17 protein-coding genes are annotated in these 17,928 nt (G+C 58.4%); 3 read left to right on the plus strand and 14 right to left on the minus strand.

Annotation, left to right across the window (positions count from 1 at the left end; translation table 11 throughout):
• Positions 1–55: 55 nt before the first annotated feature.
• On the minus strand, positions 56–4,543 hold the full coding sequence (locus AC5SEO_RS23420) for a putative Ig domain-containing protein (RefSeq protein ID WP_495364078.1): 4,488 nt from the start codon (positions 4,541–4,543) through the stop codon (positions 56–58).
• Positions 4,544–4,975: 432 nt separating this feature from the next.
• The gene (locus AC5SEO_RS23425) at positions 4,976–5,764 is read right to left on the minus strand and encodes a DUF4394 domain-containing protein (RefSeq protein WP_495364079.1); all 789 of its coding nucleotides are present in this window, start codon (positions 5,762–5,764) and stop codon (positions 4,976–4,978) included.
• 204 nt (positions 5,765–5,968) lie between these two features.
• Here AC5SEO_RS23425 and AC5SEO_RS23430 point away from each other — a divergent pair, with 204 nt between their 5' ends.
• On the plus strand, positions 5,969–6,514 hold the full coding sequence (locus tag AC5SEO_RS23430; protein ID WP_025594844.1) for a sigma-70 family RNA polymerase sigma factor: 546 nt from the start codon (positions 5,969–5,971) through the stop codon (positions 6,512–6,514).
• Positions 6,511–7,215, plus strand: a complete 705-nt coding sequence (locus AC5SEO_RS23435; RefSeq protein WP_112675472.1) for an anti-sigma factor domain-containing protein — start codon at positions 6,511–6,513, stop codon at positions 7,213–7,215. The genes AC5SEO_RS23430 and AC5SEO_RS23435 overlap by 4 nt, the downstream gene beginning before the upstream one ends.
• 127 nt (positions 7,216–7,342) lie before the next feature.
• On the opposite strand, the gene bdcA is transcribed toward AC5SEO_RS23435, so the two are convergent.
• Positions 7,343–8,050: an SDR family oxidoreductase gene (gene bdcA / locus AC5SEO_RS23440; protein WP_495364080.1), complete on the minus strand. Its 708-nt coding sequence runs from the start codon at positions 8,048–8,050 to the stop codon at positions 7,343–7,345.
• An 81-nt stretch (positions 8,051–8,131) separates the two neighbouring features.
• On the opposite strand from bdcA, the gene AC5SEO_RS23445 reads away from it, so the two are divergent.
• The gene (locus AC5SEO_RS23445; protein ID WP_035200456.1) at positions 8,132–8,728 is read left to right on the plus strand and encodes a TetR/AcrR family transcriptional regulator; all 597 of its coding nucleotides are present in this window, start codon (positions 8,132–8,134) and stop codon (positions 8,726–8,728) included.
• Positions 8,729–8,797: 69 nt separating this feature from the next.
• Here the strand turns inward: AC5SEO_RS23445 and AC5SEO_RS23450 are convergent, their stop codons facing one another.
• From AC5SEO_RS23450 to eutB, 11 genes are all read right to left on the minus strand, one after another.
• Entirely contained in the window at positions 8,798–9,283 is a 486-nt protein-coding gene (locus AC5SEO_RS23450) for a cupin (protein ID WP_035200458.1), read from the minus strand.
• Between the two features lie 389 nt (positions 9,284–9,672).
• On the minus strand, positions 9,673–10,044 hold the full coding sequence (locus AC5SEO_RS23455) for an HVO_A0114 family putative DNA-binding protein (protein ID WP_065705564.1): 372 nt from the start codon (positions 10,042–10,044) through the stop codon (positions 9,673–9,675).
• Positions 10,041–10,337 (minus strand): toxin-antitoxin system TumE family protein, encoded by a 297-nt coding sequence (locus tag AC5SEO_RS23460; RefSeq protein WP_495364090.1) that lies wholly within the window; start codon positions 10,335–10,337, stop codon positions 10,041–10,043. The genes AC5SEO_RS23455 and AC5SEO_RS23460 overlap by 4 nt, the downstream gene beginning before the upstream one ends.
• A gap of 224 nt (positions 10,338–10,561) precedes the next feature.
• Positions 10,562–11,341, minus strand: coding sequence for an ectoine/hydroxyectoine ABC transporter ATP-binding protein EhuA (gene ehuA / locus AC5SEO_RS23465; protein ID WP_495364082.1), 780 nt, complete (start codon positions 11,339–11,341; stop codon positions 10,562–10,564).
• On the minus strand, positions 11,338–12,030 hold the full coding sequence (gene ehuD, locus AC5SEO_RS23470; RefSeq protein WP_004431448.1) for an ectoine/hydroxyectoine ABC transporter permease subunit EhuD: 693 nt from the start codon (positions 12,028–12,030) through the stop codon (positions 11,338–11,340). Before ehuD ends, ehuA begins: the two co-directional genes overlap by 4 nt.
• A 12-nt stretch (positions 12,031–12,042) precedes the next feature.
• A complete protein-coding gene (gene ehuC, locus AC5SEO_RS23475) occupies positions 12,043–12,708 on the minus strand; it encodes an ectoine/hydroxyectoine ABC transporter permease subunit EhuC (RefSeq protein ID WP_019566767.1) in 666 nt (221 codons plus the stop codon).
• 60 nt (positions 12,709–12,768) lie between these two features.
• The gene (gene ehuB, locus AC5SEO_RS23480; protein WP_019566768.1) at positions 12,769–13,620 is read right to left on the minus strand and encodes an ectoine/hydroxyectoine ABC transporter substrate-binding protein EhuB; all 852 of its coding nucleotides are present in this window, start codon (positions 13,618–13,620) and stop codon (positions 12,769–12,771) included.
• A 60-nt stretch (positions 13,621–13,680) separates the two neighbouring features.
• The gene (gene doeB / locus AC5SEO_RS23485; protein ID WP_076845940.1) at positions 13,681–14,694 is read right to left on the minus strand and encodes a N(2)-acetyl-L-2,4-diaminobutanoate deacetylase DoeB; all 1,014 of its coding nucleotides are present in this window, start codon (positions 14,692–14,694) and stop codon (positions 13,681–13,683) included.
• Between the two features lie 3 nt (positions 14,695–14,697).
• Positions 14,698–15,876 (minus strand): ectoine hydrolase DoeA, encoded by a 1,179-nt coding sequence (doeA, locus tag AC5SEO_RS23490; protein ID WP_076845941.1) that lies wholly within the window; start codon positions 15,874–15,876, stop codon positions 14,698–14,700.
• Positions 15,873–16,886 carry an ectoine utilization protein EutC gene (eutC, locus tag AC5SEO_RS23495; RefSeq protein ID WP_076845942.1) on the minus strand — a complete coding sequence of 338 codons (1,014 nt, stop codon included), beginning with the start codon at positions 16,884–16,886 and terminating at the stop codon, positions 15,873–15,875. The genes doeA and eutC overlap by 4 nt, the downstream gene beginning before the upstream one ends.
• Positions 16,883–17,902 carry a hydroxyectoine utilization dehydratase EutB gene (eutB, locus tag AC5SEO_RS23500; RefSeq protein ID WP_162719895.1) on the minus strand — a complete coding sequence of 340 codons (1,020 nt, stop codon included), beginning with the start codon at positions 17,900–17,902 and terminating at the stop codon, positions 16,883–16,885. The genes eutC and eutB overlap by 4 nt, the downstream gene beginning before the upstream one ends.
• Positions 17,903–17,928: the final 26 nt, after the last annotated feature.

Here is a 17,928-nt window from a genome sequence, read left to right on the forward strand (position 1 = left end):
TGCCATCGTCTGCAAGGGGTTATCCGACGATTGTGATGGTGACGACGCCTCTGGTCTAAAACTTTTTGCTGACACCCACTCTTGCACCAGCCGAGGTTTCCCCATCGCCTTCAATGTTAAAAAGGAGGCCGGCGTCAATGGACCAGTTTTCCGCAGTCTCAAATGTTACTCCCGTGCTGAGGGAGCCAAAGGCGCCTTCTCCATCCAGCCCCGAAATGCCAACTGTTCCGCCGAATTTCGGTGTCATGATGGAACCGTTTTCAAGGGAAATCTGGCGCGCAATCTCGGCGCCGAGGCTGACACGCAGTTGCTCTTCCTTGAAACCGCGCAGCTCGATCAGGTCACCAACGTCATTGCCGACCGTATAGTTTTCGATAGTCTCGGATAGATAAACACCTCGAAATCTGGGCGTGAAGGTCGTGACGTCATTGATGTCCCAGCGTCCCGAGATCGACGTGTCGAAAAGCCAACGGCTGGTATCGAAGGAACCGTCCCAGAAGGGTGTATCGATGTCGTTCGCAGAGCCGCCATACAGCAGGCTGGTGTCCCAGAAAACGCCTCTGGCGATTTCAAACGAGGCATAGGGGCCAAGGAGCCAGCCGTTACCGGTCAACTCGTTGTCACCGTTCGTCGGATCCGTCATGCGGTCGAAATGGAAGGAAAAACCAAGCAGTGCCTTGTCGGAAAGCAAATAGTCCACACCTGCTGAAACCATGGCGAAGCTGCCCCATTTGCTTCCCGATTCATCCCGGTTGTGGACAAGGAACGAGCCGTCAAGCCAGATGTTGAAAAGCGGCATTTCCGTTCTCGTCACGCCATCGGCGTTGTTTCGGGCAGCTTCGATCTGCGCAAGGCTGGTGGCGAAACTCAGAACCATGCCCTCTCCGGAAGGCATTGCACGTGAAGTGACGGCACTGGTGGCGTTGACCATCTGTCGCCGTTCAAGAAGGCCCGGCACCTTGATCGTTGACGCGATGATGTTCTGTCTGGCGCGGACAAATCCATGCACGAGATCATTTATCTCGTCTGCCACCTGTGCAGCATCGTAACCGAGATTATAGGTGACGGTCCCCTGGTTGGAGGCACCCAGTGCACTGACGAGACGAAAACCCACCCGGGCTTGACCCGAGAATGCGGGATTGGGGATGAATTTGAGGTACAATCCCGTCGCCTGCGTACCGCCGGCCTGAGCGAATTCGCCGTTCACGATGCTTGCCCGACCGGCGTTGGCAGGACTGACAAAGGTGAGATCGGCGCCGGTGAAGGGACCGCCCGTGGCGCCTGTGGCGAGATTGATATTCGGCGGTGTTGCGCCCGGCGCTACGCTGATCTCCCGGTTGGCGACGTTGATTTCGCGGGTCTTCACTTTCAGCGTATAGGCTGCTGCAGCGGTTGCCCCTCGAGCGTCCCGCACCTGAACGGTAAAGCTATAGTCGCCCTCGGTTTCGGTCTCCAGCGGACCTGTGAGTTCGCCGGTTGAAAGATTGAGGATCATACCTTTTGGCAATATACCGCCGGCAAGGCTGTAGAGCAGCGGGTTGGTGCCGCCGGAAGCCGTGATGGACTGGCTGTAAGCTTCTCCTGCCATCGCTTCCGTCAAAGCTCCGCCTGGGGGTGAAAGGGCGAGGGCGCCCGCTGGCGGTGTAACTGTGATCGTGACCGTGGCGGACGAATTGCCCGAAGAGTTGCTCGCCGAATAGGTAAAGCTGTCGGTGCCGGAATAGCCGCTGCTCGGCGTGTAGGTAACACTGGCGCCGATCACGCTCACAGTTCCGTGTGATGGGCCGGTGATAACAGCGATTGTGTCCAGCCTGCCTCCCGATATACCGAGAGGTACGGGATTGCCGGTACTATCTGCGACGACGGTTACTGTGCTGTCGCTTGCGACAGGCGCGGCAACCAGGACAGCTATGGTGTAGGCAGCAGAAGCGGTAACGCCGTTGGTGTCGCGTGCGGTGATATTGAAGCTCGCATTTCCTTCCGTCGTCGGATTGCCCGTGACCTCTCCGGTGGCGGAATTCAGGTTGAGGCCATCGGGCAGCGCGCCGCTGCTCGTATATTGATAGGGTGCATTGCCGCCTGAAACTGTGACGGTCTGGCTATAGGGCATATCGACGAATGCATCCGTCAGCCGTCCTGCGGGGGGAGAGAAGACGAGTGTCGTGGCCGTGACCAGAACCGTGACGGTTGCAGGCGCAGACACACCGCTGACATTCGTTGCCGTATAGGTGAAACTGTCTTGACCCGTATATGCCGATCTTGGCGTATAGGTGATCATGGTTCCGGTTGCTGTCGCGTTGCCATTGGACGGAGCCGTGGCGATGGCGACGCTGGCCGGGTCTCCACCCGTCACATTGAGAGCGATGACGTTGTCGGACGAATCAGGTGCGACACTGACCGAGACCGCGTTGGCGACAGGTGCCTGTGGATTGACGGTGAACGAGCGCGTGATCTGGCCCGCAGGAAGATAATCGCTGTCGCCGGGCTGATCCGCATTGATCGTACATGTGCCTGTAGAAACAAAGGTCAGAAGGCCACTGCTTGTAATTGTGCAGGTGCCGGTCGTGAGGGAAGTAAAAATCGGAGTCAATCCGGAATCGCTGCTAGCCGTCAGCGTGGGCGTCGTTCCAAATGTCTGCGGCCCCGGATTGTTGAACGTGAGCGTCTGTGACGCTTTCGGAGTGACGCTGTTTGATTGAACGGAGGCGACACTCTGACCGGCAGCATTTTCGGCGGTAACCGCGAACGTGTAGCTTTGGCCGTTGGTTAGGCCTGTGACAACGATGGGGCTGTTCACCCCTGCTACCGGCGCGACATCTGCGGGGGTCGCAGTCACGATATAACCCGTGATCGCCACACCACCATTGCGTGGCGGCGGCTGGAAGGACACGGCCGCCTGGGTGTCACCAGCGGTTGCCATCAGACCCACCGGCGCATCGGGCAGAGTGAATGCGACACTGATGGAATAAGCGCGGCTGCCCGTCTGGCCATTTACGTCGGATGCGGTGACTGTGAAGTTATAGGTGCCCGACAAGATCGGCGTGCCGGAAAGCTCGCCTGAGTCAGCCAATGAAAGGCCCGGCGGCAGCGAGCCCGTGCTCACTGAGAAGCTGTGTGGTGATGCACCGCCCGAGGCTGTTAGGGTCTGGTTGTAGGCTATGTCATACGTCGCATTGGGGATGGAAGTGGGACTTATATCTATCACGGGTGCCGCGATGGAAACGGAATAGGATTGTTCTCCGGTCGCCCCACCAGAGTCGGTTGCCGTCACGGTAAAACTGAAATTGCCGGTCTGAGTTGGAGTGCCGGTCAACTCACCGTTGCTGGAAAGAGAAAGCCCGCCCGGCAGCGTGCCTGCTGAGACCGCAAAGTTGTAGGGCGCACTACCGCCGCTCGCGGTCAGGCCCACCGGACCATAGACCTGTTGATAGGCTGGATCGGCAATCGCGACCGGGGTGATTTTGACCGGGTCGTATGAGACCGAATTGTCCGAACTCGTGGACGCCTCGTTTGCGAGGCCGGCCGGTGTCGTGACACTTCCGGCTGGGATCGTTGCGACAACGGTTCCGGCCCGATTCATGCCCGACACCGCCACCTGATAGGTTGCACCGGAACCAGAAATCGTGGCCGTGGTGGCGCCGGCCGTGCCGGACAGCTGCACATCGGCGCCGGAAAAACCAACAATGGGTTTGTCGAAAGCGACGTCGAACAGGATCGGCGACCGAGACGTCGGGTCCGCCTGCGCTGTTGCCTGATTGATCGTCACAGTGGGTTTGGTTTCGACCGTGTGATTGGAGCCGCTTGCGGAAGATGTGCTGCAGCCACTGCCTCCTGTGTAGGACGCGCTTACCGGATATGTTCCGGATGACAGGCTCGTCGTCCGGAAGGTGGCGGAAGATGCCGGGCTCACCGGCCCGGTCGGCGCCAGGCCGAGATTGGCCGATTGGGAACCGATGGAAATGCTGACGCTCCCCGGAGGCGACTGGCCGGCATTGCAGCCCATGGAGGAGACGGTTGCCGTGACTTCCACCTCTTGGCCGGGCAAGGATGGGTTGGGCGAAGACGTTACCGACAGGACGACAGGCCCGCCTGCTACGGCGCGTACGACGAGCGTATTGCTGGTAAAGCTGAAAGAATGTCCGCCCACCCGGGTGCCGGAGAAACTGGCGAAATCCGAAAACTGCCCGGCCATGACATCCAGTTCGTCGACGCGGTAAGCCGCAGTACATGTCAGCTTGTTGGGCCATTCAAGACCGCTGCCCACGCTGGGACAGGATACGACTGCACCCTTGATGGACGTGGTTGTGGGATTGATGCTGGTGATGGTGTAGGAGCCGGGATCAATGACGTAATCGAAACGGATGTTATCGCCAAGGCCATTGAACGTCGCAGGGACGGCCGAAACCGTGACTGACTGGGCAAGCGCCTGTGTCACTATCACAAGGAGAAGCGAAAGAGCGATGGCGCCCGTTCTGGATATCGTATGAACACAGGACACCGCACGACCTGCAGCGACTTTCCACGAGCTCAACCTGCCACCCATCATGCCCCCCAGCATTAGAATATGCGCATAAACTTTTAGTAGCAGGTATTTAAATAGATCACATGGAGTCAACCATTAGGTGAAAAATATCTCGAGTTAGACACGCATTTCGAACCGGGTGTGCCGTATTTGTGTTTGCCTATGGAAAGAAAGCGAAGACGCTGTGGTGCGCGATACGGCAAGACTGAGGGAACTGGTAAGGTGCCGCGGGGACTTATCGGTTCTTTGACGGCGGTGGGTGTATGTGTCGGTGTTATCAGTATTTTCGTTGGCTTACGCTCGATCGTTAACGGACGACTGTCATACACCCCAACGATAAGATCTGTTTCCGAAGATCTGATCGCCAACATCACCGATTCAATGAAAAAAGCCGGCCCGCACAACCGGACCAGCCTTTCCTGACAACTAAAATCCCCAGTCTACGACCCCAAATCACATCGCAGGAAGGATAGTGATATCCCGCAAGCCGTTGTCTGCGCCTGTGATCCCGCCGATTTCGGTTGCCGTACCGGTTTCGAGGTTAACGGTGTAGAGCGTGTTGCCGGCGGCCAGGTATGCGATGTTCTTGCCGCCTTCCTCGCCGTGGATATCGAATGCGTAGGTTGCAGGCATGTCCTTGAGGCCGAGCTTGCCGATTGCCTTCAGTGTGCCGTCATTCGGCTTCGTCTGCTGAACCAGGGCGCCGATCGTCGCGTCGATATTGTACATCGCCGTCTTTTCCGGCTTGCCGATAGAGTTGGTATAGGCGGCGGCAACGATGTTTGGCGTTTCTCCCTTGTGCATGTCGCCATCTTCAAAAGCCAGTGTTCCATCAACCGTCACAGCGCCGGTATCGGGATGCACGCGGTGATTGGTCGTGCCGGTCATGAAACGAAGACGATCCGCAGCCGGGTTGAAATCGACCACAACAGGCGCGTCGGTCATGGTCAGCATCTTGTCCATCTTGGCCACATCGGTTGCAGCACCTGTCTCAAGGTTGATGGAGACGATGCGGTGGTCCGGCGTCACACCGGTGACAGTCTTGTTCCCGGGGCGAAAATCGATACCAACGAGCTTGTCGACGCCGGTGACATCCATTGTCTTTGTGACGGCAGGCTTGTCAGTGTCGAACATGACGAGCGTCTTGTCGCCGGTCAGCCCGAGGACCGGTGCTGAAACCGCGATGCTTGCCGATGCTGCGAAAGCGGCGGAGGCGATCAGAGTGGAGCGGATGATATTCATGGTGTTTCTCCCGTGCGTTGAACCGTTCGGAAGGCGTCCAGCGGTTGGTTTTCGACGCTTCCACAATTCAAGACACTGGGCAGGGTGCATTTGGATGCAGACAGCGAAAAAATATTTGCGAGATGCATCCATATGCCGCCACGATGGGTATTATGCCCAAGTCGACCATGCTGGCGATCAGACGTTGAAAGGTTTCAAATGCAGATGGGCTCCGTGCCGGACGATCTACACAGGGCGCTCACTGCTTGCGCAAAAGGGGACAAAAACGCATTGCGTGCTATTTTCGATCGCGAGGCAGGCCGGCTGATTGCAGTGGCAGAGCGCATCGTCAAGCGCAGGGAACTGGCGGAAGAGGTGGTACAGGAGAGCTTCGTGCGCATCTGGACCCATGCGCACCAGTATCGGGCAGACCAGGGGTCGGCGCGCGGCTGGATTTACGCGATCGTCAGAAACCGGGCGCTTAATCTTCTGCGCGACAGCAGGCGTGAACTCCCCGTGGAGGATGTTGAAACGCTCCGCGATGGCGCGCAGGCAGATGAAGTGATGGCCGCATGGCAGAAGCTCGATCGGAATTCACGCCTTTATGAATGTCTCGGCGGTCTTGAGGAGACAAAGAGACAGGGTATCCTGATGGCCTACGTGGCCGGATATTCCCACGGCGAAATCGCTGGCCGGTTGCGCATTCCGCTTGGAACGACGAAATCCTGGATCAGGCGCGGCCTTTCGGCACTTCGGGAGTGCATGGCATGATGATGGAGCGCAAAGATATTCCCGCCATCGCCGATGACTATGTATTGGGCTTGCTGGAGACCTCCGAAGCCACGGCTGTTGAGGCGGCAATGGAATCGGATGGCGAACTGCGGGCGGCAATCGCGGCCAGCCGTGAGCGTTTTCTCCCGCTCGATACCACCGTCGAGCCGGCAGCCATCAAGGGCGAATTGTGGAGCAATATCGAATCCCGTCTGCCGCTCCAGTCGACATCCGCATCCCTCAAGCCCACCCACACGGCAAACGACAACAGCACAAACCGCTGGCGCGCCGTTGCCGTGTCCGCCATTGCCGCAACCGTTGTGCTCGCCGCCGGCCTTACGTTTAGCCTGACACGGACAACGGAGCCGCTGGTGATCGCAGTCCTCGTCAACGAGGCGGGTGAGGTTCAGGCCGTTGTTGAGGATTTTGGCAACGAAAGAGCAACCGTGCGGATGCTGGCCGATTTTGCAGTGCCTGGAGACAAGACGATCCAGGTATGGACATTGCCGTCTAAGGATGTTGGCCCGGTCTCGCTCGGCCTGATCGATGGCGTCCGTTCAGCGCGTCTCGATGGACCGGCTTTGCCGACCCCCAGAAGCGACCAGCTCTACGAGATCACGCTTGAACAGGCAGGCGGATCACCAACAGGCAGGCCAACCGGCCCAATCTTGGCAAAGGGCTTCGCCCGAATGCCGCGATAGATCACCCAAAGGCAAAACCGATAAGATCGCGGCGAAATTTCCTTCGCCGCATTCTATTCGCCGGTTTCGGGAGCAACACCATCGTGCTGTCCCGAAACCGGCCGCAAACAATCAGGCAATCTGCTTATCAGGCGCCAAATGCGCCATCGATCGTGTGCATCGCGCCCGTCACAAAACCGGCTTCAGGCCCGGAAAGCCAGGCCACCATGCCGGCCACTTCCTCCGGCCGTCCGTGGCGCTTGAGTGCCATGAAGCTGTGCATCAGGTCTTTCATCGGCCCGTTTTCCGGGTTCGCGTCGGTGTCGATCGGGCCGGGCTGCACAACGTTGATGGTGATGCCGCGCGGCCCGAAATCGCGTGCCAAACCGCGCGCCAGCCCCTGCAAGGCCGATTTGGAAACTGCGTAAGAGGCCATGCCCGGCACCGGCATCCGGTCTCCATTGACCGAGCCGATAACGATGATCCTGCCACCGTCAGGCATCTGCCGCGCCGCCTCCACAGAGGCGTGATAGGGCGTCTGGATGTTGATCTGAAACAGACGGTCGATGGCATCAGGGTCCTGCTCGAGAGCATCGCCAAAAATGGCGATCCCGGAGTTCACAATCAATATGTCCAGAGGACCAGTGGCACGCACGACGCGGATGACTTCGTCGCGGTTAGCACTGTCCGCCCGTATGGCAGTGCTGCCCGTCGCCTTCGCCAGCTCTTCCGCCGCACCTTGGGATGCGCCATAGGTGAACGTTACCTTTGCACCTTCGTCTGCAAACCGCCGCACGATGGCTGAGCCTATGCCCCGGCTGCCGCCAAGAACCAGAACGGATTTTCCTTGAAACACGAGCACTCTCCATGACCTTGAAAATTAATTTAATGATCGATACATAAATACGAAGCAGCTCACTCGTCAAGATATTATGTAATGACTGATACAAAAAACCTTCGCTCTCGCGGCCGTCCGCGCCGTTTTGATCCTGATCAGGCTGTGGCCACGGCCAAGCAGCTTTTCCACGCGCGTGGCTTTGATGCTGTCGGCGTCGCGGAGATCACCTCGGTGTTAGGCATCAACCCGCCGAGCTTCTATGCCGCCTTCGGTAGCAAGATGGGCCTCTACAAGAGGGTTCTTGATCTCTATGCCGGCACGGAAGCAATTCCTCTTGCCGATATCCTGCGGCCGGATCGTCCGGTTGGGGAATGCCTTGCGGCGTTGCTGGAAGATGCGGCAAGGCGTTATGCCGCTCATTCCGCAGCCCTTGGCTGCCTCGTTCTGGAAGGTACGCGCTGCGATGATGAAGAGGCGCGTGCCGCAGCCAGCGTTTTTCACACGGCGGCAGAGGGCGTGATCCGCTCCTATATTGCCGCGCGCCATCCGGAAGAGGCTGAGCGTCTGGCGGATTTCGTGAGTTCGACCATGGTCGGTCTCTCCGCCATGGCGCGGATTGGCCGCGACATAGAGCGACTCCTGAGTATTGCGCGCGTTGCGGGGGGAGCAGTGAAGCAGGAGCTTTCCGAGGCGTGAATCTCGGAGCAGTCTCAATACTTCTTACTAGTGATGGAAGCTGGCAGGTTTCGAAAACCCGGCTCATTCTCACCAGAGATCGATCAGGCCACCTGATGCTCCGTGCACGGGGTCGGTCGTCGGCTTTGGCAAAGACTTTATCTGTGCAAGCATCGCGCTGGTTGGTGCAGACGTCTGAACATCGGCCTCCTGGCCGGGTGGATAAGCGCCGACAACCTGAAAATCCGCAGAGGATTTCAGCTTTATGTGGCCCGTACCGGCTGGCAAGACCAGACAGTCACCTTGCGTAACGTGCAAGGTTTGCCCATCCGGCCCGCCAATCTGCAACGTCGCTTCACCGCCCCCCACGCCCAGAACTTCATGCGCGCCGCTGTGGTAATGGTGATAGGCAAACACACCATTGCGCCAGATGCCGCGCCATCCGTTTCGTGCGAACAGTGCCTCGAAAGCAGCGCAATCGAATGGCGAGCCGACGTGTCGATAGATGATGACAGGGAAGGTCTGGTTGTTGGGAACCTGATCGCCTGGATTTAAAGTGATTTTTTCAACTTTCATGTGAATGCTCCTGGCCATCTGGTCGGGCCTGCCAAACCGTGTCTGGTTTGCTGCGCAGCCAGTGCTGGCGACCAGCCAATTTTCGTCCGCACTTCGGCGGAACTGGAGTGGCACCGGCAGATTTCCGCCACCGACACTCCTTCATCGCCCTGCTTCAGAATGAACGTCTTCTGTGCGTCCGAAAACTGCGATGCTTTCATCGTCTTCCGTTCCTTTCCCAGCCAGGAAAATGCACCGGAACACTCTAACCAAAAACGGTCCAGTATGAAGGGTTCAGATCAACAGAATGCCGTGTCCGTATCGAGGGGACCGGGAGGCGAAGGGCCGAAGGCGGTTCCTCTCGCCATAATCGACGCTAATCGTGCTAAACGTCAGCGCCCTCTCTCCTATCACGCCACCTGTCTTGCTGACACCATCATCATATCGATATGAATATGCTCGAACGGGCAACTTAATGCACCGCGCTCGTCCTTCTCAATCAGTCCCAGCTCGACTAGCACCGCAGCATCTTCATGGACGCGCTTGACGTCCCGGTTCAGTCTGCGCGCAAGCTCTCGCACGCCAACCGTTCCACTTCCCAGAAGGACGTTCAGTAGTTCCCAACGGCGCTCGGTGAGACGCGAAAAGAATGTGCCGGGTGTCTCAAAGTTTAGCGTTTCACCCTGATACTCACCGCTTTCGAGGCCAATACCAGCGCGCTTACCTGCTACGCGTAATGCCGATTTCCAGTCGGCGTTTGTCGTGATGGTCAAAGTTCTCATGACTGCCTCCGTTTTTCGACCTCAAATAAAAAGTCCTCAATCAGTTGGTGGATTGTTGTGAACCGGTAAGGAAGCTCATGGCCGCACAGATGTATGTGATCGCCTATACCCCGCTCATTGTCGAAGCCCACAACCCTAATGCCGTTCTGGGCATAGACCATGCGATATTTGAACCCATGTTCGGTTGGGGGAACAGGCGTTGGAACTTTCCAAATAACGAACTGGATAATGCTGCCGTCGGCACCAACACTTTTGTGTTCTGTGATCGTGAGCGCCTTCTTGTTGTCTATAATGCCAACATCTTACGGCGTTGTCAATCTCGCCAACACTTGATTAATGAGCTAATCCCGCCGCAGCGACGAGACGTTGCGGCGGGCGACGGCTATTTTGCTCAGCCGCCTCGGAGAACTGCTTCAGGTCGCCTTCGGTCTGACCACCCTATTCAGCATCATCGAGCACGTCTGCCACCTCGTCGTCGCTGTGGTCATGGCTGTTTCCTGGTCGTGTGAGAGTGCGGTTACCGCAGAACGGATGACAGGAACTCGCGGGTCCGATCTTCCTTTGGTGCGCCGAAGATTTCTTCTGGCGTTCCTTGCTCACAAATACGCCCTTTGTCGAAGAAGCAGACCCGGTCCGACACTTCCCGAGCGAAACGCATCTCGTGGGTAACAAGTAACATGGTCAAATCGTGCTCGTGGGCCAGGCCACGGATGACGGAAAGCACTTCGCCGACCAGCTGGGGGTCTAGGGCGGAGGTTGGTTCGTCAAAAAGCAGGACACGCGGGCGCATGGCAAGAGAGCGGGCAATGGCGACACGCTGCTGCTGGCCGCCAGAAAGCTGCACTGGATAGTGATCCTTCTTGTCGGACAGGCCGACCATCTTCAGGAGTTCGATTGCCCGTGTTTCTGCCTCCGGCCGGGCAATGCCCAGTACACGCACCGGCGCCTCCACGATGTTGCGCAGCACCGTCATATGAGGGAAGAGGTTGAAGCTCTGAAAAACCATGCCGACGTGGTTACGGATCTGGCGCAGGTGTTTTTCCGAGGCTTGGAAGGGGCCTTTGCCGCCGGCCTGATGGTAGGAAATGTCCGCCAGCGTCAGCTTTCCCTCCTGGAACGGTTCCAGCGTCATGAGAATGCGCAGAACCGTCGACTTACCGGAGCCGGAAGGACCGATAAGAGTGACTTTTTCACCTTTTGCCACGCTGAAATTGAACTGGTCGAGGACCGTCAAAATGCCGAACCGCTTTGTGACATCGGAAAATTCGATCAGCGGTTGATTGGTATTGTTTGTCATCGCAAGGGTATTCCTGCTTTTGGAAGCGCCCTTTGCAGGCGGCTGAGGCCTGCTGAGCAGATTATGGTCAGAAGAAGGAAGATCAGGCCGACAAGCGTCAGCGGCACCAGATATTCGAAGGTGCGCTCGCCGATCATGTTTGCCAGCCCCATCATCTCTAGAACCGTGACGACGGAAAGCACCGGCGTTTCCTTGATCATGGCGACAAGATAGTTGCCCATGGCCGGAACTATGCGCGGGATCGCCTGCGGGATGATGATATCCCGATACGTCTGCATGCGCGTCAGATTAAGCGCAGTCGCGGCTTCCCACTGGCCATGATGCACCGCCTCCATGCCGCCGCGATAGACCTCAGACGTATAGGCGGCATATTGAAGGCCCAGCGCCAGCGCGCCGGTGAGAAACGCCGGCAGAACGATGCCGAATTCCGGAAGAACGTAATAGAGGAAGAAAAGCTGCACCAGAAGCGGAGTGTCGCGAAGGAATTCGACAACAACTGCGGTCGGCCAGGAAATCAATTTCACCCGACTGCGGCGCAGCAGCGCAAAAACCAGCCCCAGAATAAGCGCGATGGCAAAGCCGGCGGCGGCTGCTTTCAGCGTTACCGTCAGGCCGATCAAAATGATGGGCAGGATCGAGGTCGTGTAGGTGATCCAGGTGGTCGTGTCCCATTCGTAACCATACATCATGACTGAATATCCTTACGAATGGCGAGTGCGCGGAAACACATTGCCGCGCCGCACGACATGTTCGATCACCCGGATTATGGCCATCAGGATCAGCGACATCGCGAAATAACAGAGGAGTGTGATCGAATAGATGCTGGTGCTATCCAGCGTCAGGTTGCGGATCGACTGTGCCGCGAAGGTGAGGTCGGCAATCGAAATCAGCGATACAAGTGAGGAAAGCTTCAGCGTTTCGATAGCCAGATTGCCGAAGGACGGCATCATCTCGACGATCGCCTGCGGCAAGGAAATGCGAAACAGCGTCTGCATCCGCGTGAAGTTCAGCGCTCGTGCGGCTTCCAGCTGCTGCACCGAAACGGAAGATAACGCGCCGCGAACGATCTCGGCGCCATACCCACCCGCATGGGCGGCGAGCACCATGACGCCGGTGGTGACCGGATCGAAACTCAGACCGACGAGCGGCAGCGCGTAATAGAACCAGAAAAGCTGGACCAGCAGCGAGGTGCCGCGAAACACCTCCGTGTAGCACAATGCGACAGTCGAGAGGATTGGTCCACCCTCGACGCGAAGAATGCCGAAGAAAAAGGCGAGTACCGTGCCGACAACAAGGGCTGCGAGCGTAATCGTCATGGTGACGACGGCGCCTTGCCACAACATCGGCAGGTAGGCGGTCATGTCCATCTGGCGTGTTCCCGAGTTCATGGTAATCGGCGCCCGGTAATGCCCGGGCGCCGGCTGGCGTCATTTTCCGGCGCAGAGATCGGCGACCTTCTTTTCGGCCGCTGCCGCGATACTCTGTTCGGAGAGGCCGTATTTTGCGAGGATTTTCTTGTAGTCTTCGGTCTTGCGGAATTCGACGAGCGCGGCGTTGAAGGCGTCACGCAATTCTTTGTCCTCCGGCCGGAAAGCGAAACCGCCGTAGTTGCGCACAGGCGCATCCTTCACGACAGGATCAACGAAGGGCTTCACCTGCTCGACATTGGCTTGGCCCTTGGCCAGTTCTGACACTGTCAGTTCCGTGGCGGCATAGGCATCGGCGCGGCTCTGGACAGTGGGGATGGCATCTGCGTTGGCCGGGATGAAGACGATCTGATCTTCCTTGACGCCGACGGCGCGCAGGAAGTCTACATTGTTGGCGCCAGATACGACGGCGACCTTCAATGCAGGATCCTTGGCAATATCGGCATAGGTGGTCAGCTTTTTAGGATTGCCTTTCTTCACCAGCAGGCCTTCGCCATAGGACGAGTTCGGTTCGGTGAAGGCCACCTGCTTGCAGCGCTCGGGCGAAATGTTCTGTTCGGCGGCTGCGAAATCGAAGCGACGCGCCTTCAGCCCGGGGATCAGCGTGCCGAATGGGGTCACCGTCCAGTTGACCTCCTCGATGCCCATCGATTTCAGAACGGCATTTGCGACATCGGGGCCGATGCCGGCAGAGGTGCCGTCGGGCTGCATGTATGAATAGGGCACTTCATTGGCAGTCGCTGCGCGAATGTAGCCTTGCTTCTTCACCTCCTCGAGGGTGAGTGCGCTGACCGCTGTCACGCTGATGGAAAGAGCAAGGGCGGAAAGCCCGGCGAGTTTTGTCATATTCATGTTCTAACTCCTCTGGTTGGGTTGCGTGGTCCGTTTTCGGATCTCACTTCATTCTTCGGACTAGGTATTCTCCGTGACCGTGGCGATGACGGAAAGGCAGTCGCCGGCCTTGATGAGGCCGGGAACGTGGCGCGCTGCGAGCACGCCACTGATAGAGGCGCGGTATTCGACCGGCGCAAGACCGGTTTTTCCAACAGGGTAGACCCTAGCGATGGTTTCACCTGCCGTGACCGTGTCGCCGAGATCGCGGACAAAGACGACGAGCCCGTCATCTTCGGCAAAGGTGAAGCAATCGCTGGAGGGCATATCCAGCCAGCGGCTCGGCGCCGGCACCGCGGCGCCGGTCAGGATGCCTGCATGGCGCAGCAAGTTGATGGTACCTTTGCGGGCGATGTCGATCGATTTTGCGCTGGCCGTGCCCGCGCCGCCAAGCTCGGTGGTGACAAAGACCTTTCCCAGTTCCTCGGCCGTCGTGTCCAGCATGCCGACGGCGTCAATCTCCAGCATCTTCATCGAATAGGGGGCAGCAAAAGCTGCCACCGCCTCAAAGCATCGGGCTTCCTGTATCTTGTCAGGTAATTCGTGAGCGGCAGCGTAAGGCAGGAAATCAAGCGTCCTGCCGCCTGAATGAAAATCAAGAACGATATCCGCAAGCGGTAACAATTGACGGGTCACGTAATCGGCGATCTTCTCCGTCACGGAACCGTCGGGCCGACCGGGAAAGCTGCGATTGAGGTTCCCGCGGTCGATCGGCGAGGTGCGTGTTCCCGCGCGAAAGGCCGGATAGTTAAGCGCTGGCACGATGATGATACGCCCGCTGACGCCAACTGGGTCGAGTATGTGGGCAAGTTCGAAAAGTGCGGCCGGCCCCTCATATTCGTCGCCGTGATTGGCGCCGGTCAAAAGGGCTGTCGGCCCCTCGTCGTTGGCGATCACGCAGATCGGGATCATTACCGACCCCCATGCACTGTCATCGCGGCTGTATGGTAGCCGCAGATGACCGTGCTGTACGCCTTTCTTGTCAAAATCGACCGACGACGTGATAGGTGAGGGGCGTAGCGCGGTGCTTAACATCTCTCAGCCTTTCACGAACAGTTGCCGCGGCACATTGGAGAGGCATTCGACACCCGTTTCGGTGATGGCGATGCTCTCCGTGATTTCGAGCCCCATGTCGTCCAGCCACAAACCGGTCATGAAATGGAACGTCATACCGGGCTTCAGCTCCGTGCGGTCGCCGGGGCGCAGGCTCATGGTGCGCTCGCCCCAGTCCGGCGGATAAGAGAGGCCGATGGGATAACCGGTTCGGTTGTCCTTGATGATCCCGTATTTTTTCAGCACCGCGAAAAACCCATTGGCGATATCTTCGCAGGTATTGCCGGGTTTGGCAGCCGCAAGACCGGCCTCCATGCCCTCAAGCGTGGCCTTCTCCGCATCAAGGAACGCCTTCGTCGGCTTGCCGAGAAAGACAGTGCGAGAGAGCGGGCAATGATAACGGCGATAAGCGCCGGCGATTTCAAAGAAGGTGCCTTCGCCCAAGCGCATCGGCTTGTCGTCCCATGTCAGATGCGGCGCAGAAGCATCGGCACCCGACGGGAGCAACGGTACGATCGCGGGATAATCCCCGCCGAATTCCGCGGTGCCACGAATGCCGGCATCGTAGATCTCGGCAACGAGATCGCATTTGCGCATGCCCGGCTCGACTACGTCAACGATACGTTTGTGCATCAGCTCGACGATCTTGCCGGCCTTGCGCATATAGTCGAGTTCGGTCGGGCTTTTGACCGCGCGCTGCCAGTTTACAAGACCGGCGGCATCCTTGAAGCGGGCGTTCGGCAGATGTTTCCGCAAGGATGCAAAGGCAGCAGCCGAGAAATAATAATTGTCCATCTCGACGCCGATCGACAGGCCTGACCAGCCCCGGTCATCGACGATCTTCGACAACAGATCCATCGGATGCCGTTCGGTCGATTGAACGTAGTAGTCAGGATAACCGATGATGTTGTCCTGGGCGAGGTAGGCGGTGCGCTTGGCGCCATTGGCATCCTGCTTGCGGCCATACCAGATCGGCTCGCCTTGCGGCGGCACCAGCACGCATTGGTGGACATAGAAGGACCAGCCGTCATAGCCCGTCAGCCAATGCATGTTGGATGGGTCGGTGACGACAAGCAGGTCGATGCCTGCCTTTTCCATGGCGTCGCGGGTTTTGGACAGGCGCGCGGCATATTCCTCGCGCGTAAAGTTCAGCGTTACGCTCACGCTGCGTCTCCCATTTTCACACTGTTTTCGATGATTTGGCCGCTGCCGGCGTCTTTTGCGCGGGTAAACGCGAGATTGGCGATGGCGGTGTCCTGCACTCCGGTGCCGGTCAGATCGGCAAAGGTGATGTCGTCCCTCGATACGCGACCGCGTGCCTTGCCAGCGATGACAGCACCGAGCTCGGTGAATTCTTGATCCTGCGTTACAGGCCCCGCGGCGATAGCGTGGTGCAATTCACCGAGAATTCGGGTCTGCGAAAGCCGGTCTGCGATATAGCGCGCCCTGGAAAATACGGCCGGATCGATCTCGTTCTTGTGTTCGGCATCCGATCCCATGGCCGTCAGATGCTGGCCTTCTTCAAGCCAGCCGGCAAACAGGATCGGCTTTTCGGCTGGCGTCGTGGTCACGACGATGTCGGCGCCCCGGACAGCGGTCTGCGGATCGGCCGCGGCGATGACCTCGATACCGTGTTGGCGGGCCAGATCGCCTGCGAGCCCCTCGGCCTTCTGATGGTCACGAGCCCAGATGCGTGCGGATTGAATGGGTCGCACCAGTTTCAGCGCATCGAACTGCAGACGGGCTTGCATGCCCGCTCCGAAAATTGCTGCGACGGAAGCATCTTTACGGGCGAGATGCCGTGCTGCAACCGCCCCGGCTGCGGCGGTACGCACATCTGTGAGGTAGCCGTTATCGAGAAGAAGGGCCTCCACCAGTCCCGTCCTTGCGCTGAAGAGGATCATCAGCCCGTTGAGGCTCGGCAGACCGAGTTTGGGATTGTCGAAAAAGCCGGGGCTGACCTTGATGGCGAAACCGTCGAAACCCGGCACATAAGCCGTCTTTACATCCACCTCGCCACGAAACTCTGGTATATCGAGCCGCAAGATCGGCGGCATGGCGACCGCTTCGGTTGCGAGCGCTGCAAAGGCCTGCTCCACGCACTCGACTGCTGAGAGGTCGAGCTTCACGACAGCGCGCAGATCTTTTTCGGCTAGGATGGTGATTTGGCTCATGCGGCAGGCCCTTCGATGATCGTCTTGTGAACCGCCGGATCGATATTTCCACCCGACACTATGATCGCGGTTGGGCCGGTGATGTCCACCTTGCCGAAGAGGATCGCCGCGAAACCGACTGCGCCGGCACCCTCGACTGTCAGACCTTCTTCACGCGTCGCATGGCGGATGCCGGCTGCGATCTCTTCCTCGGATACCAGCACGATCTCATCGAGAAGAGATTGGCAGAGCGCAAATGTGATGCGGTTTTTCAATCCAATCCCCCCTCCCAGCGAATCCGCCAGCGTTTCTTCTTCTTGGATGGTGACGGGCCGCCCGGCAGTGACTGACGCATGCATGGCCGCGCCCCGCTGCATGGAAACGCCGATGACACGTGCCTCCGGCTTCAGCGCCTTCACCGCAACGGCGATACCGCCCGCAAGGCCACCGCCCGATAGAGGAACGAGAATTGTCGCCAGTTCAGGCATGTCTTCGACGACCTCGAGGCCGATAGTGCCCTGGCCAGCCACGACGTCGGCGTGATCGAAAGGCGGGATAGCGGTCAGGCCTCTGCTTTTCGTCAAGCGCTCCACTTCCTCCTGCGCATCATCCTGTGATCTGCCGACAATCCGGATTTCCGCGCCGAGCGCGCGGATCGCCTCCACCTTGTTTGCCGGCACCAGCGCCGACATGCAGATTGTGGCGGGGATGCCGAGTTTGTCTGCGGCATAGGCCACGGCCCGGCCATGATTGCCCGTCGAGGCGGTGACGAAGCCACGCCGGCGCTTCGTATCGTCTAGCGAGAGAATGGCGTTCATCGCGCCGCGCAATTTGAAGGCGCCGATGGGCTGAAGGGTTTCAAGTTTGAGATGAACGGGATGACCACAGCGCTCAGAGAGAAAGTCCGAGCGAACCAGCGGTGTGCGCTCCACCTGTCCCGCAAGCCGCGCCGCCGCTCGCTTTATCGCGGCCAGTGAGACTGGAAGCAAGTTGTCGGCGGCGGATATGGGCAGGTTTTCGCTCTTCATGATTGTCATGTTGAGAGCGAAATAAAATCATGTCA

It is taken from the genome of Agrobacterium sp. K11 (assembly GCF_059429395.1).